The organism is Microbacterium sp. AC035 (genome assembly GCF_979258485.1).
Window position 1 is genome coordinate 2,337,279 of record NZ_OZ409858.1, and the last position, 23,496, is coordinate 2,360,774.

Below are 23,496 nucleotides of genomic sequence, written 5' to 3' on the forward strand. Positions count from 1 at the left end.
CCCGCACCACCCGAACACACCCGAACACACCCACTCAAGAGGAGCACTGCAATGACGCATCACTCATCCCGCACCGCCCTGCGCCTGCTCGGCGCAGGCGTGGCACTCGTCTCGGCCATCGCGATGGTCGGCTGCGCCGATCAGGCATCCGGCGGATCCGGAGGCGGAGACGACGACACCTTCACCCTCGGCTTCGCCGTCGGCGGTCAGGCCGACGCCGACTGGCAGGACTACCAGGGCGACGTCGCCCAGGCACTCGCCGAGCAGCGCGGCTGGAAGTACGTCGAGCTCAGCAACGACGGCGACGAGGCCACCGCGGTGAAGAACGCCGACCTCTTCGTGCAGCAGGGCGTCGACGCCGTGATGATGTTCAACGGACGCCCCGAGGCGAACCCGGTCATCGCGAAGAAGTACTCGGATGCCGAGATCCCGGTCATCACGTTCGACATCGCCCAGGAGGGCTGGTACTTCGTCGGCATCGACAACGCCGCAGCCGGCACCGAGGGCGGCACGGCTCTCGGTGAGCTCGCCAAGAGCGAGTGGGACTGCGACGTCGACCTCGTCATCTCGGCGCAGGGCACCGCAGCCGGACAGATCGACACCTGGCGCACCGGCAACGCCGCGACGGCGATCGGCGAGGTCTGCCCCGACGTCCCCGAGGACGCCTACGTCGCGTACGAGGCCGACGGCAACCTCACCACCTCGCTGCAGAACGCGCCGGGCGTCTTCGCGGCACACCCGGATGCCGAGAACATCCTCGTCGTCGGACTCAACGACCAGGCGGTCGTCGGCGCCCTGCAGGCGGCGACGCAGCTGGGCCGAGACGCCAACATCATGGGCTGGGGCCAGGACGGCGGCCTGATCACGGGCGACAACGTCGACCCGAACCTCGCCGGCAGCGTCATGTACTTCCTCGAGGGGTACGCGGCCTACGCCTTCCAGATCCTGGACGAGATCGCAGCCGGCGATGCGCCCGAGGTCAAGGACACGGGCGACGACGCAGCGGTGAGCGTGCAGCCGTGCGCCGTGACCCAGGAGCAGGCCGCCGCGATCCCCGGCATCGAGGAACGCGTCGCCGAGATCTCCCAGGCCGACGAGGGCACGACCCTCTACGACCTCTACTGCAAGAACTAACCGTTCCTCCCGGATCGGTCTCGAGAAGAACGAGACTCACATGACGACTCCCACCCTCACGGCCGATCCGGCCGCCCCGCGTTCGGGTGCGCGCACAGCGCGCCCGGACGCGGGGAGCCGCACCGCCCTGCGCGATGCGCTCACCATCGCCGCGGTCTGGTTCCTGCTCGCCGCGGCGACCACCATCGTCCGCCCGGACTTCCTCTCGACGCAGTCGCTGCTCGCCATCACCTTCACGATGGCGATCTCGGGCGTCCTCTCCGTCGCGCAGGGCATCGTCGTCATCGGCGGCGGCCTGCTCGACCTCAGCCTGCCCGTCGCCCTGGTCGTCAGCGCCTGGGCCACCGTCACCCTCCTGGGTGCGGGTGTGCCCGACCTGCTCGCGGTGCTCTGCGGCATCGCCGCCGGCGGCGCCTGGGGCCTGTTGAACGGCCTGATCGTCGTCTACGGCAAGCTCAACCCGATCATCGTCACGCTCGCCACCGGCTTCGGCGGCCTCGCGATCATGATGATCGGATTCAAGTCGGCGCAGATCCCCTCGGGGTCGGCCCTCCGCGCCTTCGGGCTCGGTCAGTTCCTGGGTCTGCCGAACATCTTCTGGCCCATGCTCGTGATCCTCGTGCTCGCAGGACTCGCGATCACCTGGACGCGCTGGGGCCGACGCCTCACCGCCGTGGGCGGCAACGCCCAGGCCGCTCGTGCCCGCGGCGTCTCGCTGCGCCGCGTGCGCCTGGCGACGTTCTCGGGAGCAGGCGCCGTCGCCGGAGTCGCCGGCGTGCTGTTCGCCTCGGTCACCCCGAGCTTCACCCCCAACGCCGGGGCCAGCTATCAGCTCATCGTGATCGCCGCGGTGATCCTCGCAGGCATCAGCCTCTCGGGCGGCAAGGGCAACTTCCTGGTGCTGCTGCTCAGCGTCGGATTCCTCTCGACCATCCCGGTGTCGATCGCCTTCTTCGGGCTCCCGCCGGCGTTCGCGCTGATCTTCCAGGGCGCACTCCTCATCATCGCCGTCGGCATCGACGGCTTCCGCATCAAGAGAGGTGCACGATGACCACGGCATTCGCCCCGGCATCCGACGTGCAGACACCCCAGCCCCTGCTCCCCCGGGTGCTCTCGTACCTCAAAGGTCCCGTCGGCAGCATCGCGCTGATGCTCGCCGCCGTCGTCATCATCGGCGCCGTCGCCGTCGGACCGGCGTTCTTCTCGGCCTCCAACGTGCGCATCGTCGGCGTGGCGGTCGCGATCCCGCTCATCGTCGGCGTGCTCGCCTCGTTCGCCCTGCTCGCCGGCGTCGTCGACCTGTCGATCGGCTCGATGGTGGGCTTCGGCGCCGTGGCCTTCAACCAGCTCGTCGCCTCGGGCATCGACCCGTGGATGGCCGCGGGCGTGACCGTCCTCCTCGGAGTCGTCGTCGGCTCGATCAACGCGTTCGTGATAGTGGGTCTCGGTGCCGAACCGCTCGCCGTCACGCTGGGCATGCTGACGCTGCTGCGTGGAGTGTGCCAGGCGATCGTCGTACAGGCTCCGCCCACGACCCTGATCGAGCCGCTCTACGACGTCACGCAGGGCACCACCTTCGGCATCCCGACCCTGCTGCTCATGGGCGTGGGGCTCACCCTGGTGGCTGCAGGCGTGGTCTCGAAGACGCGCATCGGCCGCAAGGTCCAGGCCGTCGGCGGCGACCCCCGGGCCGCGCAGCGCGCCGGGATCTCGGTCGTCCGGGTGCGCACGGTCGCACTCATCGTGAGCGCGGTCGGTGCGGCGATCGGCGGCATCTTCTATGTGGGGCAGCTCGGCTCTGCATCCAACATCCTCGGCACCGGCCTGGAGTTCCAGATCTACGCGGCGCTGATGATCGGCGGATACTCGATCACACGAGGGGGCGTGGGCAACCCGATCGGCGCACTGCTCGGCCTGCTCGTCGTCGCGGGCATCACGAACATCCTGAACGTGAGCTTCATCGACCCGGACTACCTCGACCTCATCGTCGCGGTGATCCTGCTCGCCGCGGTGCTCGTCGACCGCTTCCGCGGTGGGGACGCGTTCGAGTGAGCGCGCACCCGCAGACGGCTCTCGAGAGCCGGATCCTGGGCCGCACCGGTCTCGCGGTCTCGCCGATCTGCATCGGCACCGCGGCCTGGGGCGTCTCCTCCCCCGTGCACGGTCTGACGGTCCCGGAGGAGGATGCGGTGCAGCTGACCCTCGCCGCCTTCGACAGCCCCGTGACGTTCATCGACACCTCGAACAACTACGGCGACGGTGAGAGCGAGCGCCGCATCGGCCTGGCCGTGCGTCGAGCCGGCGGCGTGCCCGACGGCTTCGTGATCCAGACCAAGCTCGACCGCGATCCCGAGACCGACTCGTTCGACCCCGACCGCATGCGCCGCTCGCTCGACGAGAGCCTCGACCGGCTCGGCATCGACCGGGTGCCGATCCTGCACCTGCACGACCCCGAGCACATCGGTTTCGAGGCCGCGATGGCGCCCGGTGGGCCCATCGAGGTGCTGCAGGCTCTGCGCGACGAGGGATATGCCGACTTCATCGGCATCTCAGGAGGGCCCGCACGGATGCTGACGCAGTTCGTCGAGACCGGCGTCTTCGACGTGCTGATCACGCACAACCGCGCGACGCTCGTCGACCGCACGGCCGATGCCCTGCTCGACGCCGCGGCCGCCGCCGGGATCGGCGTGGTCAACGCGGCGATCTACGGCGGGGGCATCCTGGCGAGCTGGCCCCGCACCTCCGACCGCTACCACTACGCACCCGCCGCGCCCGAGATGCTCGCGGCGATCGATGCGATGGGGGCGGCCTGCGAACGCCACGGGATCCCTCTGATCACCGCCGCCCTGCAGAGCTCGCTGCGCGATCCGCGCATCCACTCGACGGTGTGCGGGCTGGTGACCCCGGCGCAGCTCGACCAGACTGTCGGCATGGCCGAGACCGTCGTTCCCGACGCCCTCTGGGAAGAGCTCGAGGCCCTGCGACCGTCGAAGGAGACCTGGATCGATGACTGACCGCCCGGCCCTCCTCATCACCGGGGTCGGCGCGCACGCCGATCCGTGGCACGGCCTCGCTGCGACCAGCACGGCACTCGCGAGAGTGCTGGCAGAGCGGATGCCGGTGCACCGCATCGACACCGACGAGGTCGCGGGCGGCGCCGCACTGACGGATGCCGCGCTGATCGTCGTCAACATCAGCGGCGATCTCGCGACCGATGCCACTGCGGCGAGCGCGGTGCTCGATCCGCTGCTCGAGGCCGTGGCCTCCGGCATCCCGCTGCTCGCCGTGCACTCGTCATCTCTCGCGTTCCGCGACGACCCGCGCTGGGCCGAGCTGCTGGGCGGGCGGTGGGTGCCAGGGGTGACGATGCATCCGCAGATCGGATGGAGTCTGGTGCAGCCGACGGCGCCGCTCGCCCCGTTCCGGGTCTACGACGAGCGCTATTCGCATCTCGAGATCGACTCGGGGTCGGAGCTGCGCGCGATCCACACCGACGACGGGATCACCCACCCTCTGGCGTGGTCGAGACAGGGAACGGCCGGGCGCGGCGGAGTCGCGTACTCGGCACTCGGCCACGGCGTCGAGGCGTATCGCTCGGCGGGCACCCGCGCGCTCGTGCATGCGCTGGTCGACGAGCTGCTCGGCGCCGAGCACGCGCCGACCGAGCCGCGCGACGACGCCACAGTCTCGCACGACCTCGAGGCCACAGCCCTCGACTACGAACTCATCGCGCTGGCGCCCCGCGGCACCGCCGTCGCCTCGACGCGCTTCGCCGATCGTTTCGACGACGGCGAGCTGCTGGCATCCGGCTATCTGCTTCTCGAGCGGCTGCCCACCGGCGGCGCCGCGCTGCACAGCCACGGCCGCGAGGTCGGCCGACTCGCCTCGGTCGACCTCGGGCTGCATGTCGATCTGCCGGGTGCCGAGGTCGACGGACGGATGCTGCGGGCAGCCGACGCCGGCATCGTGCTCGTCGCCGAAGCCGGTGACTGGCAGCGCACGGGCGACGGATCTGCGATCCTGCTCGGGGACGAGTGGCGCGTCGTCGTGGTGCACGGCCCGGCGTCCGCCAAGCTCGACAATCGCGTCCGGCTGCTCGACGACCTGAGGGCACTGTCCGAGACGCAGAAGGAGCAGCATGCCTGACATCGGCCTGCGAGACGTCGCCGAGCGTGCGGGCGTCTCGATCGGCACCGTCTCGAACGCGCTCAACAGACCCGAGCTCGTGTCCGAGGCCTCTGCGGCCCGCGTGGCCGCGGCGGTCGACGAGCTCGGCTACGTGCCCAACATCGCCGCGCGCCAGCTCAAGGCGGGCCGCAGCGATGCCATCGGGTTCTCGGTGATCAACATCACCAACCCGTTCTTCGCCGACCTCGCCTTCGGCGCGGAAGAGCAGGCGCTGACCGCCGGCTACTCGGTGATCGTCGGCAACGGCTTCGACTCGGCCGAGCGCGAATCGCGCTACCTCGACCTGTTCGAGCGGCAGCGGGTCGACGGGGTGCTCATCGCGCCCGTCGAGTACCACGAGGAGTATCTCGAGCGCTTCCGCCGCCGGGGGGTGCCGGTCGTGCTCGTCGATCAGCGGCATCCGCGGGGAGAGTTCTCCTCGGTCTCGGTCGACAACCGCCTCGGCGGGCGCATCGCGGCGCAGGCGCTGCTCGACGGCGGATGCCGACACCTGGCCTTCATCGGCGGACCCCGGTCGCGCGAGCAGATGCGCGAGCGTCTCGCGGGGCTGCATGAGGTGGCGGATGCCGCGGGCGTGCGCACCACGCTCATCGAGACGACCACCCTGAACACCGGACTCGGCCGCGAGATCGGCGAGCAGATCGCCGATCTGCCGGAGGCCGATCGCCCCGACGGCGTCTTCGCCGGTAACGACCACCTCGCCCTCGGACTGCTGCAGGGGCTCGTCGGACGAGGCCTGCGGGTGCCCGAGGACATCTCGCTCGTCGGCTACGACGACATCGAGTTCGCCGGCGCGGCGGTCGTGCCCCTGACCTCGGTGCGCCAGCCCGCCCGCGAGATGGGAGCCCGCGCGGTCGAGCTGCTCATGCACCACCTCGCAGGCTCCGACGAACCGATCGAAGCCCGATTCGTGCCCGAGCTCGTCATGCGCGCCTCGACCCGCACCCGCTGACCTTCCCCACCACCCGGTCATCGACCTCGACGTCATCGACCACCGACCCAGGAGACCCATGCACTACGGCGCCGACTACAACCCCGAGCAGTGGCCACGAGAGGTGTGGCCGGACGATGTCCGGCTCATGCGCGAAGCGGGCGTCACGCTCGTGAGTCTCGGCATCTTCTCGTGGTCGCGCATCCAGCCGGCCGAGGGCGAGTTCGACTGGGAGTGGCTCGACGAGATCATCGGGCTGCTGCACGAGGGCGGCATCGAGGTCGACCTCGCCACCGCCACCGCCTCCCCTCCGCCGTGGGCCACGACCGCGTATCCCGAGATGCTTCCTCAGGATGCCGACGGCTCGACGTTCTGGCCGGGCAGCCGACAGGCGTTCGCCCCCTCGTCGCCCGTCTACCGCCGCCTGGCTTCGGAGCTGGTCACCGCTCTCGCGGAGCGCTATGCGCAGCATCCGGCCGTCGTGCTGTGGCACGTCAACAACGAGTACGGCTGCCACCTGCACTACGACTACTCCGACGCGGCGCGTGATGCCTTCCGGCTGTGGCTGCAGCGCAAGTACCAGACGATCGACGCCCTCAATCATGCGTGGGGCACCGACTTCTGGTCGCAGAGGTACACCGCGTTCGAGCAGATCGTGCCGCCGCGCAAGGCGCCGTACAGCATCAACCCGACGAGCGTGCTCGACTTCAAGCGCTTCACCTCCGACACCCTGCTCGAGCTCTACGTGATGGAGCGCGACATCATCCGCGCCTCGGGGGCGACCCAGCCGATCACCACGAACTTCATGGGTGCGTTCCCCCCGGCCGACTACTGGAAGTGGGCCGCGGAGGTCGACGTGATCAGCGACGACAACTACCCCGACCCCAACGACCCGGAGTCGTTCCGCGGGGCGGCCTTCGCTCGCGAGCTGATGCGCGGCCTCAAGCCCGGTGTGCCGTGGATCCTCACCGAGCAGTCGACGAACGCCCTGAACTGGCGACCGACCAACGCCCCGAAGGCGCCGGGCCAGATGGCGGCGATCAGCGCCCAGGCGGTGGGCCGAGGCGCCGACGGCATCATGTTCTTCCAGTGGCGCCAGTCGCGCCGCGGCAGCGAGAAGTTCCACTCGGCGATGGTGCCGCAGGCAGGGCTCGAGACGCGCACGTGGCGAGAGGTCGTCGAGCTCGGCGGACAGCTCGCCCAGCTTCCCGACCTCCCGGATGTCAGCTCGGGAGCCCGGATCGCCCTCGTGTTCGACTGGGAGAACTGGTGGGCCATCGACGGGCGCGACCACCCGATCGTGCTCGACTACCTCACACTCGCGCACCGCTGGTTCGCGGCGCTGCACCGTCAGAACCTCGCCGTCGACATCGTGAACACCACCAGCGACCTGAGCGCCTACTCGCTCGTCGTCGCGCCGCAGCAGTATCTGCTCAGCGACGAGGGCGCGGCGAACCTGACGTCGTACGTGCACCAGGGCGGCCACCTGTTCGTCTCCGCGTTCAGCGACGTCGTCGATCAGGACGACGCGTTCCGTGACGGCGGGTTCATCGTCTCGCTGCGCGACGCGCTCGGGGTCGCGCTCGAGGACTTCGGGGCACTCGTTCCCCCTGAGTCCGTGCGCTCGGCCGACTCGGCCGGAGAGGTCGCGAGCCACGCGGTGCCAGACGGCCCCGGCCAGTCGGAGGCTCCGCTCGACGGCCCCGCCGGCCGCATCGTCGGCCAGTACTTCGCCGAGGAGCTCCTCGTGCAGGATGCCGAGGTGCTCGGCCGCTTCACCGAGGGGCGCACCGCAGGTCGGGCGGCCTTCACCCGCAAGGCCTTCGGCGCAGGGCACGGCTACTACCTCGCCACGATCCCCGACGATTCCGGCATGACCGCGGTGCTGCGCTGGCTCGCGGCCGAGGCCGGAGTGACGGCCGAGATCGACGGGCTGCCCGAGCACGTCGAGATCGCGCGCCGCGGCAGCATCCTCACGGTGATCAACCACAGCGCGGAGCCGTTCTCGGTCGACGTGCCGGGTGCAGATCTGCTCACGGGATCGACCGAGACTCGTCGCGAGCTCGGCGCGTACGGATGGGCGTTCATCGACACGAGCGCGTCGCCGGACGCGCCCGATTCGCAGGATTCGGATTCGCAGTATTCGCAGGACTCGCAGAAGGAGAACAGCTGATGCAGTACACACGTCTCGGACGAGCTGGGGCGCGCGTGAGCCGCCTGGCTCTCGGCACCATGAACTTCGGTCCGGTGATCGACGAGGAGGCCTCGCGCGCCATCCTGGATCGCGCGGTCGAGGCCGGCATCGACTTCATCGACACCGCCGACGTGTACGGCGGCGGTCGGTGGGGCGACCACCCCGGACAGTCGGAGGAGATCCTCGGACGCTGGATGAAGGAGCGTGGCAACCGCGACGACCTGATCGTCGCGACCAAGGTGTTCGGCGTGATGGGCCCTCGATCGAACGATCGGGGCCTGTCGGCGGTGCATATCCGCGCGTCGGTCGACGACTCGCTGCGGCGGCTCGGCACCGACCACATCGATCTGTACCAGATGCACCACATCGACCGCGAGGTGCCGCTCGACGAGACGCTCAGCGCCTTCGCGACGCTGCGCGAACAGGGCAAGATCGTCTACCTCGGCAGCTCGAACTTCGCCGGGTGGCACCTCGCGCGCGTGCACGAGATCGCCGCGGCCGCCGGCTACCCGGCCCCTGTCACAGAGCAGTCGCTGTACAACCTCACCGAGCGCACCGTCGAGCTCGAGGTCGTGCCCGCTGCGGAGCAGTACGGCATGGGACTGCTGCCCTGGTCGCCGCTCGCCAGCGGGCAGCTCGGCGGCGTGCTGCAGAAGACCCATCGCTCCCGCTCGAGCCTCGACGCGCTCGGCGACCGACGTCCTGCGATCGAACGCTACGAGGAGTTCTGCGCCGAGCTCGGCATCCGCCCTGGCGTCGTTGCGATCGCCTGGCTGCTGCACCAGCCGGTGGTGACCGCCCCGGTAATCGGCCCGCGCACGCTCGACCAGCTCGACTCCGCCGTCGAGGCGCTCGACGTGGTGCTCGACGCCGACACGCTCGCCGAGCTCGACCGCATCTGGCCCGGGCCCGGCGGCACCGCTCCCGAGGCGTACGCCTGGTAGCACGCCCACACGAAGACCGGATGCCGAGGACATGCGCCCCGGCATCCGGTCTCGTCTTTCTAGTGCACGATCACGGGAAGGGGGAGGCGCATTCGTGAGTCCTGCCACGGTTCCGCGCCATCGAATCGCACCGTCAGCAGGTGAATCCCGCGACTGAGCTTCGGCACCGAGACAGTGACCCTCCCCTTATCGGACGCCTTCACCTCGACCGTCACGACGACCTGGCCGCGGTCGTGCACCGTCACCGTGCCCACCGGGGCGCTGTCGTCGTCGGCGGTGACCGTCACCTTCACCGTGGCGCTCTTGCCCGCCTTCACGAGAATGTCCGAGGTGGCACGCACCCGGGTGTCGATCGGCTGCACCTGGTCGTCGACGAGCACGGCGACCGAGCGAGCAGGGATCGTCACGGTGCCGGTCGCGGCATCCCACGTCGTGGTCTTGACCACCGCATCCGCTCCGTGCGCCTGCGCCGGCGTCAGGGCGAACGACCGCCCGGCCAGGCCGGTCACCGACTGGGTGACGGGCGAGGGCGAGGAGTTGAACACGACGAGTGCGCCGTCGAGCTCTGCATCGGCATCAGGACCAACCAGATCGTCGATCTGCATCAGGATCACGCCCGGCGCGGCGGCCGTGCCGCCATTCGGGAAGGTGACCTTCTGCTGGATCAGCTCGGCGGAGCCGAGCCGCAGCAGGTCGACCTCCTCGCGCACCCGCAGCAGATCGAGAGCGGATGCCTCGGCTGCCGCCATGTCGGCGGCCGCCGGCTTGAGCGCGGGATCGGCGAGCAGCGGCGCCATGATCGGCCACTTCCCTTCGTTGTCGGCTGCGGTCGGGAGTCCGGAGCCGAACGTCGACTCCTGCCCTGTCCAGTCGATGCGGTTGAACCAGTCGCCCGAGTTGTAGCTGTTGCGGTCGAGGGACTTCGACCGCAACAGCTCGGTGCCGGCGTGCCAGAACGACGGCGACTGCGAGAGCGTCACGGTCGCGAGCTCGAGTGTGTTCATGCGCACACGGTCGGCCATCGACGTGTCGACGGGGAGCTTCAGCACCGAGAGGTCGTAGAGCGTCTCGTTGTCGTGCGCGTCGACGTAGTTGATCACCTCGTCCGGCTGGTCGGCATAGCCCGCCGCCGAGCCTCGGTAGTCGATGCCGTCTCCTGCCGTCACCGCGCCGTCGCTCGTCGTGAACGAGAAGTCGCGCAGGTTGCCCGCGAGCCCGAGCTTGACCAGATCGGTCTCGTGCCCGAGGTCGGCGAGAGCCTGCTCGACGGTGCCGTTGATCGGATCGCCGTTCGGATCGGTGCCCAGACCGGTGCCGAAGCCCTGGCGGAACGTCGAGGAGGCGTCGACCGGGCTGCCGCCGTGCACGGCATCACGCAGCCGGTCATTGAACGTCCCGATGGCGGTGCCGCCGAGCTGGCCCTGCGTGGCCTGCTCGAACAGGGCGTTGTCGGCGACCTCGCCGAAGTTCCAGCCCTCGCCGTACAGATGGATCGCGGTTCCGTCGATGCCGTCCTTCTTCAGCGTCAGCGCATCGAGCGCGTCACGGATCGCCTGCATGTTCGCTGTCGAGTGGTGCCCCATGAGGTCGAACCGGAAGCCGTCGACCTTGTAGTCGCGCGCCCAGGTCACGATCGAGTCGACCATCAGCTTCTGCGCGGCGAGGTGCTCGGTCGCGACGTTCTGGCAGCACGTCGAGGTCTCGACGCCGCCTGCCGCATTGAGCCGGTGGTAGTAGCCCGGCACCACCTGGTCGAGCACGGACTTCTCGGCCTGACCGGATGCCGCGGTGTGGTTGAACACCTCGTCGAGCACGACCTGCAGGTCCATGTCGTGCAGCGCACCGACCATCGAGCGGAACTCGCTCACCCGTGCGCCGCCCTCGGCGTTCACCGCGTACGAGCCCTCGGGGGTCGAGAAATGATACGGGTCATAGCCCCAGTTGAACGCGTCGGCATCGGCGACGGCCTGGATGCAGGCCTGCTGCGCCGAGTCGGCAGGGCCGAACGAGGCGAGGTCGCAGTCGGGCACCGCCTGCGCCGCTCTGTCTTCCTCGATGGACGCGATGTCGAACGAGGGCAGCAGGTGCACGGTGTTGATGCCGGCATCCGCGAGCTGCTTCAGCTGGTCGGTGCCCGCGCTGTCGCGGGTGAAGGCCAGGTAGGTGCCGCGCTCCGCGGCCGGAACCGTCTCGTCGCTGATCGAGAAGTCCCGGATGTGCAGCTCGTAGATCGCGCGGTCGACCGCGCGCTCGACGACCGGCGACTCGGCCTTCTGCCACTGCTTCGGCTGCCAGGCCTTGTCATCGAGATCGACGGCGACCGAACGCTGCGAGTTCAGCGTGAGGGCAGTCGAGTACGGGTCGGTGACCCGGTTGGTCTCGATCGCGCCGGTGGTCGGGGCGTAGACGACGACCTCCCAGAGGTATTCGTCGCCCTTGAGGTCCTTCTTGCCCGTGACCGACCAGACACCGGATGCGGCATCCCACGTCGCCTCATGGCGCACGGGCTCACCCTCGGCACCGTCGTTCCAGGTGAGCAGCGTCGCGCTCTGCGCGGTCGGCGCCCACAGCCGGAACGTCGGCTTCTTGCCCGAGAACGTCACGCCGAGGTCGACATCGTCGAGCGCGGCGGCATAGAGGTCGTCGAGGACTCCCGCGATCTGCACGCCGGTGAACGCCGTGAGCGTGCTCGCGGCGTCGCGCTGGGCGACCGCGAGCTGCGTGCGCAGCAGCGCCGCAGCATCGGCATCCGTCACTCGCAGTGCGAGGTAGCCGTCGAGCGCCGGGAATCGGGCGAGCTGCTCGTCGGTCAGGCCGCCCTCGATCACTTCGAGCGCCACCGGCTCTGCTCCTGCGACCTCGCCGTCGGCCACGGCGAGCGAGGCGTCTGCGGAGGAGTACAGCTGATAGGCCGCCTGGTCGACGGTCCCGAGGGTCGCCGGCCACGCGATCGTCTCGGCATCGACCCAGTGCGCGCGCTGCTCCCCCGTGCCGGGGAGCTGCGGGGTGTCACTGCCGACCTCGAGGACGTGCGTCGCCAGCGTGTAGCGGAACGCCGTCACCGTGCCCTCGGTGGCGCTGAACGAGATGTTCGCGCCGCCCGGCACTCCGTCGGCGCCGTAGTTCTCGGCCCAGCTCAGACCGTGCGCGACTTTGAGCTCATAGGCGCCGGTCGGCAGATCCGCGGTCGAGAACTCGTAGACGCCGTCACGGTCCCCGTCGGCCATCAGGGTGCCGAGGCAGTCTGGCGACCAGTCGGCGGCGCAGCCGAGCTCGTCCTGCAGTGAGCCGGGCAGCGTCACGATGGGGCCGTCGGCCGTGGACTGCACGACGTTCGTGCGCGGGTCGAAGTAGAAGGTGATCGGCCCGCCCGCGTGGGTGAGCGTGACGTTCGCGCCGTCCGGAACGCCGTTCGCTCCGTAGTTGATCGCCCAGCTGCCGTTCACCGCGGCCTTGTACTCATAGTCGCCGGCCGGCAGATCGAACGTGCCGGCCCAGACTCCGTCGGGGCGCAGGGTCAGCTTGGCCTTCTCGCATGCCGGGTCCCAGTCGCCCGCGCACCCCATCTCGGAGTTGAGGCTGCCGGGCACAGTCACCATGTCGATCGGCGACTCCGGCTCCTCGCCTGCCTCCAGCGTCACGGCGTTGCCGACCGACGCGTAGGTCGAGGCGGCGGCGTGATTGCCGGCGGCATCCGTCGTCACCGCCCGATACTCGAGGAGCGTGCCGTTCGCGAGATCGCGGATGTCGTGGAAGACGCGCGGATCCGTGTCCTCCGCCGTGCCGAGCGCCTGCCACTCGTCAGAGCCGACGACGCGCCAGGCGAAGCTGGTCTGCGCCCACTGGTCGGCGATGTCGGCCTGCACCGCGGACTGTCCGGTGACTCCGGCTCCGGCGGTCGGCGCGGACACCGAGACGGACGCCGCCTCGGTCGGCGCCGTGACGGTGGAGTCGGCCTTCCAGACCACAGCCGACAGCGCGGGCACCGTGATCGAGGCGGCGGCACCGGCATCCGTGATGAGCGGAGCGGCATCGCCGTAGAGCACCTCGTAGGAGGCATCCGCGGTCAACGTCGCGAGGTCGACGGTCTGCGCGGTCGCAGCGTTGTTCACCGCGACCAGGTACTCGACCTTGTCGTCGGCATCGACCCGCGAGAAGGCGTAGACACCGGCGCCGGACGCCGCGTAGCGCTCGATCTGTGCGCCCTCGCCGAGAGCAGGGTTCGACTCACGGAGCTCGGACAGCGCGGCGATGTGCTCGTAGAGCGCGGCATCCGTCGCGAAGCGGTCGACGGAGCCGGCCTGCTCGCCGGTGATGAGGTTCTGGTTCGCGTACTCGGCGACCTGCGTGGCGAAGAGCGACTGCCGGGCGTCCTTGTCGCCGCCGGGACCGGTGAAGCCCTGCTCGTCGCCGTAGTAGACGACCGGCTGACCGCGGGTGAGGAACATGAGCTCATGCGCCAGCTCGTCGCGCGCCAGCGGAGCATCCGTCGACTGCAGGAAGGACCCGACCCTGCCCATGTCGTGGTTGCCGAGGAAGGTGGGCAGCGCCGTGGCCGACGAATCGGGGGTCGTGTAGCGGTCGTCGCCCGCGAACAGGGACTGCAGGCCCTTGGCCGAGTTGCCCGACGCATAGCTGACGGCGGACGACTGGAAGGTGAAGTCGAGGATCGAGTTCATGTCGGTGTCGCGCACGTAGGGGGCGAGCTTCACCGGGTCGGCGTCATAGACCTCGCCGAACATGAAGAAGTCCTCGTTGCCCTGCTCATGCGCGTAGTCGAGGACGTCGGCGGTCCACTTCTCCCAGAACTCGAAGTTCACGTGCTTCACGGTGTCGATGCGGAAGCCGTCGATGCCGAGGTCGATCCACTTGTCGTAGACCTCGACGAAGCCGTTGACCACCGTCGGGTGCTCGGTCATCAGGTCGTCGAGCCCGCTGAAGTCGCCGTATGTGACCGACTCCCCCGACCAGGTCGAGTCTCCGCGGTTGTGGTACAGCGTCGGGTCGTTCAGCCAGGCCGGCACCTTGACGTCGGCTTCGCTGTCGGCGACCACCGGCGTGTAGGGGAAGCTCGTCGCCGGGTCGAGCTCGGGGAAGCCGTCGGTGCCCGCGTGGTCGGCCGGATCGAACGCCGTGCCCGCGGCATCGGTGTAGGGGCTCGTCGCCTGGTCGATGTAGGAGTACTGGCCCTCGGTGTAGTCGATCACGTCGGCGGTGTGGTTCGTGATGATGTCGAAGTACACCTTGATGCCGCGGGCATGCGCGTCGGCGATCAGCGCCTGCAGCTCCTCATTGGTGCCGAGGTGCGGGTCGATGCGCGTGAAGTCGGTGATCCAGTAGCCGTGGTACCCGGCCGAGGCGTTCGCCCCCTCGCCCTGCACCGGCTTGTTGGCGAAGCTCGGTGTCAGCCAGATCGCCGATGTGCCCAGCCCCTCGATGTAGTCGAGGTTGTCACGGATGCCCGCGATGTCGCCGCCCTGGTAGAAGCCCTTGTCCGTGGGGTCGAACCCGGTCGTGAGCCGGTCGCCCTCGAGGCCGCCCGTGTCGTTCGAGGTGTCGCCGTTCGCGAAGCGATCCGTCATCACGAAGTAGAACTGCTCGCCGGCCCCGGCCTGGCGCGCCGGGCTCTTGATCAGCGCGTCGTCGTCTGAGCTGTAGCCGCCGCGCAGGTCGGTCGCCTCGAGCCCCACTCGCTTGAGCGTGTCGTCGAAGGTGAAGCGGAGGGTCGTGGGGCCTGCGATCGTGAGGGGGATGTCGTCGGCGCCGCCGTCGAGGCCATACGCCTCGTCCCAGCCGTCGTTCACGGCGACCTTGTACTGCCAGGTGCCGGCGGGGACCTCGAACTCGGCGGAGTAGATGCCCTCGGCGCCCGTGGGCTCGAGCTCGGTCTCGGCGCAGTCGGGGGCCCAGTCGGCAGCGCAGCCGAGCTCGGACTGCAGCGAGCCCACGAGGGCCACGGTCCTATCGGCGGCGGAGGCGGGTGAGCCGCCGAGGGCGCCGGCCGCGCCGAACCCCGAGACGACGAGCGCGGTGGCGGCGAGAAGGGCGAGCGGACGTGAGGCGGTCGTCTTCGACCGAGCCGGCTTGAACAAGTGATGCTCCCTGGGTGGCGGGCGGACACGACGACGTGTCCGAAGGCTTGCGAGTGAAGCTAGCAGGGCGTCGTAGCGACCTGCAAGCGCTTGCAGTAGTGCTTTAGCGAAAAGTCAGGGGTGTGCACAACGCTGTTGGCCGAAAGTCGCAAGCGCTTCCAGAGTGGCGAGTCCTCAAGGCTGCGGAATTCTCGCCGCGTTCACCGCCCGGACACCTTCGCCGACTACAACTGCACATGCGCGGACACAGACTCAGACCGGATCGGGTAGTCACGTCATCCGCGCATACGGTGAGCGTCTGCTCCCGAAGAGACCCCCGCCGAATCGGGTCGGCGGGGGTCTTCTCTGTCTTGTGGGGTGTGCCCTCGGTCGGCCGAACGCGCCAGCTTCGGCCCGATTCCGCGCAGACGGCCGACGCAGGCGCGGGTGGCCGACGCGGCGCCGGACGCTGGGCCGAACGCGACCGCGCAACGGGCCGGATGCCCGGATGCCGGGGCTACAGCCGCTCGATGATCGTGGCGTTCGCCATGCCGCCGCCCTCGCACATGGTCTGCAGTCCGAATCGCCCTTCCACCGCGTCGAGCTGGTCGATGAGGGTGCCGAGCAGACGGGTGCCCGACGAGCCGAGTGCGTGCCCGAGAGCGATCGCCCCTCCTCTGGGGTTGAGCTTGGCGGCATCCGCCCCGAGCTCGGCGGCCCACGCGAGCGGCACCGACGCGAAGGCCTCATTGACCTCGTAGGCGTCGAGGTCGTCGATCGTGAGGCCAGTGCGCTCGAGAATTCGCCGGGTGGCGGGAATCGGCCCGGTGAGCATCATCAGCGGGTCGTCTCCGACCACCGTGAAGGCATGGAACCTCGCCCGCGGCGTGAGCCCCAGCGCCGCGGCGCGCTCGGCGCTCATCAGCAGCGCGGCCGAGGCGCCGTCGGTGAGCGGTGAGGAATTGCCTGGCGTGATGCGCCAGTCGACCTCGGGGAAGCGGGCGGCGAGTGCGTCCGTGCGGAAGGCCGGGTTCAGCCCCGCGAGCCCCTCGGCCGTCGTGCCGGCGCGGACGGTCTCGTCGGCCACGGCATCCGGCGCCTCTGAGACCGGAATGATCGTGCGGTCGAAGAAGCCGTCAGCCCAGGCCGCAGCCGCGCGTCGGTGCGATTCTGCCGCGTAGGCGTCGAGTGCGGCACGGTCGAGGTTCCAGTGCTGGGCGATGAGCTCGGCCGAGACGCCCTGGTTGACGAGCCCCTCGGGGTATCGCTCCCGCAGCCGGGGCGACATCGGGCTTCCGCCGACTGCGGACGACCCGAGCGGCACACGGCTCATCGACTCGACACCGCCGACGATGACCGCGTCGTACGCCCCGGCGATGATCCCCTGCGCGGCGAAATGCACCGCCTGCTGACTCGACCCGCACTGGCGGTCGATCGTCGTGGCGGGGATCGACTCGTCGAAGCCCGCGGCGAGCACGGCCTGTCGGGCGATGTTCGACGACTGATCGCCCACCTGACTCACGCAGCCGAGCAGCACGTCGTCGATCTGCCGCGATTCGAGGCCGCTGCGCTCGAGGATCGCGGCGAGCGCGCCCGCCGCGAGATCCACGGGATGCACACCCGACAGGGCACCGCCCGGCTTGCCCCGGCCTACGGGGGTGCGGACGACATCGATCAGGACGGCTTCGCTGCGCGTGCTCATGCCTCCTATTCTCGTCCTGTCGCGGGGTGAGGGGCGGATGCCGCTTCGCTGCCCTGCACCAGCCTCGGCCATGCGCGCCCGCGACGGCCGAATTCCCGGCATCCGGCCTTCGCAGGCGCATTCAGCCTTCCGACGCACCCGGCCCGGCGTTCGGCCCTCCGGCATCCGGCATCCGGCATCCGGCATCCGGCATCCGCAGGCGCATTCGGCTTCCGACGCACCCAACATCCGGCCTCCGGCACCCGCAGGCGCATTGGGCCTTCCGACGCACCCAACATCCGGCATCCGGCCTCGCGTGCGCATTGGGCCTTCCGACGCACCCAACATCCGGCCTCACGCATCCGGCCTCGCGTGCCGTCAGAACCTCGGGATGCCGTCTTCGCGCGCGGCGAAACACGGCGGCCACCCCCGGCATCCGAAATACAATCGTTGGTGCGCCCGCACCCTGGCGCATCCCCCACCGTCGAGGCGCCCGTGATCCGGGCGGCCGCAGTATCCGAGGCCCCCCATGTCCAGTGAACCCATCACCGTCTCCATCCGCCGCGAACTCGACCCCGAGCATGTGGCCGAGGCCACCGCCTGGGTGCAGACCGGCGTGAATCTCGCCCATCGGTATCCGGGGTTCCTCGGATCCGGATGGGTGCGCGACGGCGAGGACTCGCACGTCTGGCACATGCTCTACCGGTTCTCCGACGAGAAGTCGCTCGTCGCCTGGGAGCAGTCCGGCGAGCGCGAGTGGTGGAAGTCGACCGGCGAGCAGTTCGTGCGGAGCGAGCGCGTGCGGCGCCGGAGCGGCATAGAGGGCTGGTTCGACGAGCCGACCACCGACACCATCACCCTCCCCCGGGCCGACGGCTCGATGACCACCGTCGCGATGGTCAGCACTCCCCCGCGGTGGAAGCAGGCCGTATCGATCTGGCTCGGCTTCTTCCCCCTCAACCTCGCGTTCACCTATGCGATGAGCCCGATCCCCGGCTGGAACGAGCTGCCGATCTGGCTGCGGGTGCTCGCCACGACGGTCGTGCTGACGCCGATCATGACCTATTGGGTACTGCCGTGGGTCACTCGCACGCTGCGCCACTGGCTCAACCGCTGAGACGCCGGCTCTGCCGCATCGGGACTGCCTCGCCTGGCGTGTAAGTGCGTGAGGGGCGTGCGTGAGGGGCGTGAGTCCCGTGAGTCGCGGCATCCGTCCGTCGCATCCGTCCGTCGCGTGCGTGCGTGGGTCGCGTGCGACCGTGAGGTGCAGCATCCGTCCGTCGCGTGCGTCCGTGCGGTGCGGCATCCGTCCGTCCGTCGCGTCCGTCGCGTGCGTCCGCCGCGCGAGCCGCTGCACATCTGTGAGGCCGCGGCAGTGCATCTGTGCGGGGTCAATACCGCACCTGAATCGCGGGATCCCGATGCGAAAGTGGCCCCGCACCGGCTTCCGGATGCGAAAGTGGCCCCGCACCGGAGTCCCGATGCGCACCTGACCCCGCCCCCGCCCCGCCCCACCGATCAGAGGTCGGCGACGGCGACGCGCAGCGCACGCTCGACGACCGCGACGCCGTCGGACAATGGCCCCGGCCGCCGCACGAGGTGCAGGGTGTTGATCGGCGGATCCTCGGTCGGTCGCAGGTCGACGAGCCTCCCATCGGCGAGTTCGTCGGCGATCAGATAGGTCGGCAGGGCCGTGACGCCGGCACCAGCCACCGCAGCGGCAGCGAGCGCCCGCAGGTCGGGGAAGACGAGACCCGGTTCCCGGTCGAGACGGATGCCGAACACATGCCGCCAGTACCGTCGCACGATCGGCACATCCCGGCCGTACGCCAGCAGCGGCACCTGATCGAGCGCGTTCGGGGTGAGAGTCGGCGACGGTTCGATGCCTCGCGACGGAGAGGCCACGAGCGCGAACTCCTCATCGAAGAGCGGCATGCTGGGCAGTGTGCGCCCTCGAGGACGCACTGCCGAGACCACGAGGTCGAGGCTGCCGACCCTGAGCTGGTCGAGCAGATCATCGGCCAGACCGGTCGTGACCGAGAGCGGCAGCCCGGCGGCGACCGCACTTGCGAGAGCGGGAGCCGCGATGCTGGCCAGGAACTCCCCCGCACCGCCGAGGCGCACGACCGGCGGTTCGACCGCCGCGTGAGAGCCGAGAGCATCCACCAACGCGTCGAACGGGCCGGCGAGCCGCGCGGCGAGCTCATCCGCGCGAGGCGTGGGCCGGATGCCGCGAGCATGGCGCACGAACAGCGGCTCACCGACGGTGGTCTCAAGCGACTGCAGCTGAGCGGTCACCGACGACTGTGCGAGTCCGAGAGTGCGCGCCGCCCCCGACACGGAGCCCGACCGGTGCGCGACGAGGAAGGTCCGCCACAGGGCGAGGTCCTGCAGCCCATCGAGATTCCGATTGCTCATATCGGCAATGTATCGGAAGACCTCATCACAGCCTGCCGTTGTCCTGGATATCGCATCCGCACGGCATCCGCCGTCCGATCATTGGGAGCATTCATGTCATCCGTCCTCTTCGTCGTCACCGGCGCCCGCACCTGGACCCTTTCCGACGGCACAGAGCACCCCACCGGCTACTGGGCCGAAGAGCTGCTCGCCCCCTATCGTCTACTCACCGCCGCAGGGCACGAGGTCGTCTTCGCGACCCCGGGCGGTGTCGAGCCGGTCGCCGACGCGTCGAGCCTCGGCGAGGGCGATGCCGCGGCGCTCGCGCAGATTCCCGGGCTCAGCTCTCCTCTGGTACTCGCCGACGTCGACGGCGCCGACTACGCGGCGGTCTACTACCCCGGCGGCCACGGCCCCATGCAGGATCTCGCAGTGGACGCCGATTCGGCGGCACTCATCTCGGCGACCGTCGCCGCGGGACGCCCGCTCGCCGCGGTGTGCCACGGGCTCGCGGCTCTGTTGCCCGTCCGCGATGCCGCCGGCAACTCGCTGGTCGCCGGACGGCGCATCACCGGCTTCTCCGACGAGGAGGAGCGCCTCGGAGGCCTCGCGGACCGCGCGCCATTCCTCCTCGAGACCTCGCTGCGCGACTTCGGTGCCGACGTCGAGGTCACGGACCCGTGGAGCGATCACACGATCGTCGACGGGCTGCTCATCACCGGCCAGAACCCGCAGTCCTCGGCATCCGCGGCCCGCGCTCTGCTCGCTGCTCTGGCCTGATCGGAGGGGCGCGGTCCGCACCCGCGCCGTCCGGCACCCGCACCCGCTCTCTCCTCCACGCGTGCGGGGTCAGTTGCGCACCGGAAACGCCCCATTCGGATGCCGAACTGGCCCCGCACAGGATCCCGGGGGCGAAACTGGCCCCGCATCCGATCCCCGGTGCCGAACTGGCCCCGCATCCGATCCCCGGTGCCGAACTGACCCCGCATCCGACCCCGGATGCCGAACTGACCCCGCATCGGGGAGCGGATGCACTATCGACCCCGCCCGCGACAGCATCCGCCCGCTCTCGCACGGCAGCACGCGTGCGGGGCCAGTTGCGCACCGGAAACGCCCCATTCGGATGCCGAACTGGCCCCGCACAGGATCCCGGGTGCGAAACTGACCCCGCATACGACCCCGGATGCCGGATGCCGAACTGACCCCGCATCGGGGAGCGGATGCACTATCGGCCCCGCTCGCGACAGCATCCGCCCGCTCTCGCACGACAGCACGCGTGCGGGGCCAGTTGCGCACCGGAAACGCCCCATTCGGATGCCGAACTGACCCCACATCGGGTCCCGGATGCGAAACTGGCCCCGCATCGGGTCCCGGATGCCGAGCTGGCCCCGCACAGGATCCCGGGTGCGCAACTGGCCCCGCATCGGCGCCACGACCGTGCCGCGAGCGACTCAGGCCGGCCGCCAAGACTCAGACGGCGGCGATACTCCAGGATGCCGCGTGCGTCGCGCCCGGTTCGAGCACGACAAGGTCGGTCCCGGAGTTGAACGCGTCGGGCGGGCAGGTCATGGGCTCGACCGCGAGCCCGATGCGGTGGATCGCGTCGATTTCGGGGTTGTCGGCCGTGTGCACCTGCACCCACGGGCAGCGCTCGTCGAACGTCATCGCGACGCCGGTGCCGGCATCCGTCACCAGCCGCACCTCGGCGACACCGCCCTCGCGGGCGAGCCCCGTGAAGGCGTGGTCGATGAACACGTCGCCGATCGGGCGCGCAGCGCGGAAGTCCCACTGCGGATGCTCGGCCAGCCCCTCGAGAGCCACCGGGCTCAACCGGTCGTCGGTCACGGTCAGCACCTCGGATGCCGGCAGGGTGAGCGTCCAGTCGTCCACGCGGCCGTCGGGGCCGGCGACGAGATACGGATGCGGGCCGGTGCCCCAGGGCGCAGCATCCGCCTCGAGGTTGTGCGCCGTGACGGTCTGATGCAGTCCGTCGGAGTCGATGCGGTACTCGGTCTCGACCTCGACGCGGAACGGGTACCCCGTCTGCGGCTCGATCACGGCCGCGAGCACGACCCGGTCGTCGAGCACGAGGCGATCCTCGAACTCGGCCCACGAGAGCAGGCCGTGCAGCGCCTGGCCACGGGCGGGCTCGGTGAGTGCCAGCTGATGCTCGGCGCCACCGAATGTGTAGCGACCGTCGACGATGCGGTTGGGCCACGGCGCCAGGGTGGTGCCGCGGTATCCGGGCCGCACCTCGTCGGCCTCGAACGGCACGACCAGGTCGCGCCCGTCGAAGGTCAGCATGCGCAGCGATGCGCCGACGCTCGCGATGACCGCCTCATAGCCGTGACCGGTGATGCGCAGCTGTCGGCCGGAGCGCGCACGCGCCGCGGTCGCGAGATCGACGGTGGCCGACGAGACGTCGGTCATCACAGCCCCTGCGCGAGTCGGTAGTACGCCTGGTTCCAGCGGACCTGCTTCTGGAACTCGGGCAGCGTGGTCGCATCGTCGATCACGAGCAGCTCGACCTCGGCCATCTCGGCGAAGTCGCGGAAGGCCTCGAGCCCGACGGCGGTCGACATCACCGTGTGGTGCGCAGCACCCGCGGTCAGCCAGGCGGCGGCCGAGGTGTTGAAGTCGGGCTGCGGCTTCCACACGGCGCGGCCGACCGGGAGCTTCGGCAGCGACTGACGCGGCGGCACGTTCTCGACGACGTTCGCGGTGAGGCGGAACCGGTCGCGCATGTCGCTGAGGGCGACGACGATCGCAGGACCGGGGTCGGCGGTGAAGACCAGGCGCACCGGGTCGTCCTTGCCGCCGATGCCCAGCGGGTGGATCTCGAGGGTCGGCTTCGCGGTGGTGAGCGAGGGTGAGACCTCGAGCATGTGCGCCCCGAGGATCAGCTCGTCGCCGGGAGTCATGTCGTAGGTGTAGTCCTCCATGAGGCTCGCACCGCCGGGCAGGCCCGCGCCCATGACGTTGGCGACGCGCACGAGGATCGCGGTCTTCCAGTCGCCCTCGGCGCCGAAGCCGTAGCCCTCGGCCATCAGACGCTGCACCGCGAGGCCAGGCAGCTGCTTCAGCGCGCCGAGGTCTTCGAACGAGGTGGTGAAGGCGCCGAAACCGCCCTCCTCGAGGAACGTCCGCAGACCGATCTCGATCGCGGCCCCGTCACGCAGCGACTGGTGACGGTCGCCACCGCGACGGAGCTCCGGCACGACCTCGTACAGCTCTTCGTACTCGGCCACGAGGGCGTCGATCTCGGAGTCGGATGCCGCGGCGACGGCATCCGCCAAGTCGTTCACACCCCAGGTGTTGACCTGCACGCCGAAGCGCAACTCGGCCTCGGTCTTGTCGCCCTCGGTGACGGCGACGAAGCGCATGTTGTCGCCGAAGCGGGCGAGCTTGAGCGAACGGGATGCCGCGAGGCCGGCCGCCGCCCGCTGCCAGGTCGCGATCTCCTGGCGCACCCGCGGGTCGCTCGCGTGGCCGACGACGGTCTTGCGGGGCACGCCGAGACGGGTCTGGATGTAGCCGAACTCGCGGTCGCCGTGCGCGGCCTGGTTTAGGTTCATGAAGTCGAAGTCGATGTCGGCCCACGGCAGTTCGACGTTCGCCTGCGTGTGCAGGTGGGCGAGCGGCTTCTGCAGCGCGTCGAGACCGGCGATCCACATCTTCGCGGGGCTGAACGTGTGCATCCACGCGATCAGACCGATGACCCTGTCGTCGGCGTTGGCCTCGAGCGCCGTGCGCTTGATGGCGGCGGCATCCGTCAGCACCGGCTTCCAGACGATGGTGACCGGAACCTCGCCGGCCTCGTCGAGGATGCGGGCGATCTCCTGCGACTGCTCGGCGACCTGCGCGAGCGTCTCGGGGCCATAGAGGTGCTGGCTGCCGGTGAGGAACCAGACCTCGTAGCCGTCGAGCGAGGTGGAGAGCGGGGTGCGGGGCATGAG

Annotated in this window: 15 protein-coding genes; 10 read left to right on the top strand and 5 right to left on the bottom strand. The window is 69.9% G+C overall.

Annotated features, from left to right (window positions below):
• Nucleotides 1–51 precede the first annotated feature (51 nt).
• The 8 genes from ACZ0AA_RS11335 to ACZ0AA_RS11370 are packed head-to-tail and all read left to right on the top strand — an operon-like array spanning nucleotide 52 to nucleotide 9,391.
• Complete coding sequence (locus ACZ0AA_RS11335) at nucleotides 52–1,134, top strand: sugar ABC transporter substrate-binding protein (RefSeq protein ID WP_463512939.1); 1,083 nt, start codon at nucleotides 52–54, stop codon at nucleotides 1,132–1,134.
• A gap of 40 nt (nucleotides 1,135–1,174) precedes the next feature.
• Nucleotides 1,175–2,185 carry an ABC transporter permease gene (locus ACZ0AA_RS11340; protein ID WP_463512940.1) on the top strand — a complete coding sequence of 337 codons (1,011 nt, stop codon included), beginning with the start codon at nucleotides 1,175–1,177 and terminating at the stop codon, nucleotides 2,183–2,185.
• Complete coding sequence (locus tag ACZ0AA_RS11345; protein ID WP_400864469.1) at nucleotides 2,182–3,186, top strand: ABC transporter permease; 1,005 nt, start codon at nucleotides 2,182–2,184, stop codon at nucleotides 3,184–3,186. The genes ACZ0AA_RS11340 and ACZ0AA_RS11345 overlap by 4 nt, the downstream gene beginning before the upstream one ends.
• A complete protein-coding gene (locus tag ACZ0AA_RS11350; RefSeq protein ID WP_400864466.1) occupies nucleotides 3,183–4,148 on the top strand; it encodes an aldo/keto reductase in 966 nt (321 codons plus the stop codon). The genes ACZ0AA_RS11345 and ACZ0AA_RS11350 overlap by 4 nt, the downstream gene beginning before the upstream one ends.
• Nucleotides 4,141–5,280, top strand: a complete 1,140-nt coding sequence (locus ACZ0AA_RS11355; RefSeq protein ID WP_463512941.1) for a ThuA domain-containing protein — start codon at nucleotides 4,141–4,143, stop codon at nucleotides 5,278–5,280. The genes ACZ0AA_RS11350 and ACZ0AA_RS11355 overlap by 8 nt, the downstream gene beginning before the upstream one ends.
• Nucleotides 5,273–6,274 (top strand): LacI family DNA-binding transcriptional regulator, encoded by a 1,002-nt coding sequence (locus ACZ0AA_RS11360; protein ID WP_400864461.1) that lies wholly within the window; start codon nucleotides 5,273–5,275, stop codon nucleotides 6,272–6,274. The genes ACZ0AA_RS11355 and ACZ0AA_RS11360 overlap by 8 nt, the downstream gene beginning before the upstream one ends.
• 58 nt (nucleotides 6,275–6,332) lie before the next feature.
• Complete coding sequence (locus ACZ0AA_RS11365; protein ID WP_463512942.1) at nucleotides 6,333–8,426, top strand: beta-galactosidase; 2,094 nt, start codon at nucleotides 6,333–6,335, stop codon at nucleotides 8,424–8,426.
• Complete coding sequence (locus ACZ0AA_RS11370; RefSeq protein ID WP_463512943.1) at nucleotides 8,426–9,391, top strand: aldo/keto reductase; 966 nt, start codon at nucleotides 8,426–8,428, stop codon at nucleotides 9,389–9,391. Before ACZ0AA_RS11365 ends, ACZ0AA_RS11370 begins: the two co-directional genes overlap by 1 nt.
• Nucleotides 9,392–9,450: 59 nt before the next feature.
• Here ACZ0AA_RS11370 and pulA read toward each other — a convergent pair whose 3' ends face one another.
• Together pulA and ACZ0AA_RS11380 are read right to left on the bottom strand one after the other, a co-directional pair.
• Nucleotides 9,451–15,483: a pullulanase-type alpha-1,6-glucosidase gene (gene pulA, locus ACZ0AA_RS11375; RefSeq protein WP_463512944.1), complete on the bottom strand. Its 6,033-nt coding sequence runs from the start codon at nucleotides 15,481–15,483 to the stop codon at nucleotides 9,451–9,453.
• Between the two features lie 496 nt (nucleotides 15,484–15,979).
• Nucleotides 15,980–17,164 carry a thiolase family protein gene (locus ACZ0AA_RS11380; protein WP_463512945.1) on the bottom strand — a complete coding sequence of 395 codons (1,185 nt, stop codon included), beginning with the start codon at nucleotides 17,162–17,164 and terminating at the stop codon, nucleotides 15,980–15,982.
• A 508-nt stretch (nucleotides 17,165–17,672) separates the two neighbouring features.
• Between ACZ0AA_RS11380 and ACZ0AA_RS11385 the strand changes: the two genes are divergently transcribed.
• On the top strand, nucleotides 17,673–18,260 hold the full coding sequence (locus ACZ0AA_RS11385; protein WP_463512946.1) for an antibiotic biosynthesis monooxygenase: 588 nt from the start codon (nucleotides 17,673–17,675) through the stop codon (nucleotides 18,258–18,260).
• Nucleotides 18,261–18,661: 401 nt separating this feature from the next.
• Here ACZ0AA_RS11385 and ACZ0AA_RS11390 read toward each other — a convergent pair whose 3' ends face one another.
• On the bottom strand, nucleotides 18,662–19,561 hold the full coding sequence (locus ACZ0AA_RS11390) for a LysR family transcriptional regulator (RefSeq protein WP_463512947.1): 900 nt from the start codon (nucleotides 19,559–19,561) through the stop codon (nucleotides 18,662–18,664).
• Between the two features lie 93 nt (nucleotides 19,562–19,654).
• Here ACZ0AA_RS11390 and ACZ0AA_RS11395 point away from each other — a divergent pair, with 93 nt between their 5' ends.
• Nucleotides 19,655–20,320, top strand: a complete 666-nt coding sequence (locus tag ACZ0AA_RS11395) for a type 1 glutamine amidotransferase domain-containing protein (protein WP_463512948.1) — start codon at nucleotides 19,655–19,657, stop codon at nucleotides 20,318–20,320.
• A 690-nt stretch (nucleotides 20,321–21,010) separates the two neighbouring features.
• Here the strand turns inward: ACZ0AA_RS11395 and ACZ0AA_RS11400 are convergent.
• Nucleotides 21,011–21,970, bottom strand: a complete 960-nt coding sequence (locus ACZ0AA_RS11400) for an aldose 1-epimerase family protein (protein ID WP_463512949.1) — start codon at nucleotides 21,968–21,970, stop codon at nucleotides 21,011–21,013.
• A complete protein-coding gene (gene araA / locus ACZ0AA_RS11405) occupies nucleotides 21,970–23,493 on the bottom strand; it encodes an L-arabinose isomerase (RefSeq protein ID WP_463512950.1) in 1,524 nt (507 codons plus the stop codon). Before araA ends, ACZ0AA_RS11400 begins: the two co-directional genes overlap by 1 nt.
• Nucleotides 23,494–23,496 lie beyond the last annotated feature (3 nt).

Excerpts from the sequence above, each read along its gene's own strand:
- ACZ0AA_RS11335 (WP_463512939.1), top strand. The coding sequence starts at position 52 with ATGACGCATCACTCATCCCGCACCGCCCTGCGCCTGCTCGGCGCAGGC.
- ACZ0AA_RS11355 (WP_463512941.1), top strand. The coding sequence starts at position 4,141 with ATGACTGACCGCCCGGCCCTCCTCATCACCGGGGTCGGCGCGCACGCC.
- ACZ0AA_RS11390 (WP_463512947.1), bottom strand. The coding sequence starts at position 19,561 with ATGAGCAATCGGAATCTCGATGGGCTGCAGGACCTCGCCCTGTGGCGG.
- ACZ0AA_RS11400 (WP_463512949.1), bottom strand. The coding sequence starts at position 21,970 with ATGACCGACGTCTCGTCGGCCACCGTCGATCTCGCGACCGCGGCGCGT.
- ACZ0AA_RS11345 (WP_400864469.1), top strand. The coding sequence starts at position 2,182 with ATGACCACGGCATTCGCCCCGGCATCCGACGTGCAGACACCCCAGCCC.
- ACZ0AA_RS11365 (WP_463512942.1), top strand. The coding sequence starts at position 6,333 with ATGCACTACGGCGCCGACTACAACCCCGAGCAGTGGCCACGAGAGGTG.
- araA (WP_463512950.1), bottom strand. The coding sequence starts at position 23,493 with ATGCCCCGCACCCCGCTCTCCACCTCGCTCGACGGCTACGAGGTCTGG.
- ACZ0AA_RS11340 (WP_463512940.1), top strand. The coding sequence starts at position 1,175 with ATGACGACTCCCACCCTCACGGCCGATCCGGCCGCCCCGCGTTCGGGT.
- ACZ0AA_RS11360 (WP_400864461.1), top strand. The coding sequence starts at position 5,273 with ATGCCTGACATCGGCCTGCGAGACGTCGCCGAGCGTGCGGGCGTCTCG.
- ACZ0AA_RS11380 (WP_463512945.1), bottom strand. The coding sequence starts at position 17,164 with ATGAGCACGCGCAGCGAAGCCGTCCTGATCGATGTCGTCCGCACCCCC.
- ACZ0AA_RS11370 (WP_463512943.1), top strand. The coding sequence starts at position 8,426 with ATGCAGTACACACGTCTCGGACGAGCTGGGGCGCGCGTGAGCCGCCTG.
- ACZ0AA_RS11385 (WP_463512946.1), top strand. The coding sequence starts at position 17,673 with ATGTCCAGTGAACCCATCACCGTCTCCATCCGCCGCGAACTCGACCCC.
- ACZ0AA_RS11395 (WP_463512948.1), top strand. The coding sequence starts at position 19,655 with ATGTCATCCGTCCTCTTCGTCGTCACCGGCGCCCGCACCTGGACCCTT.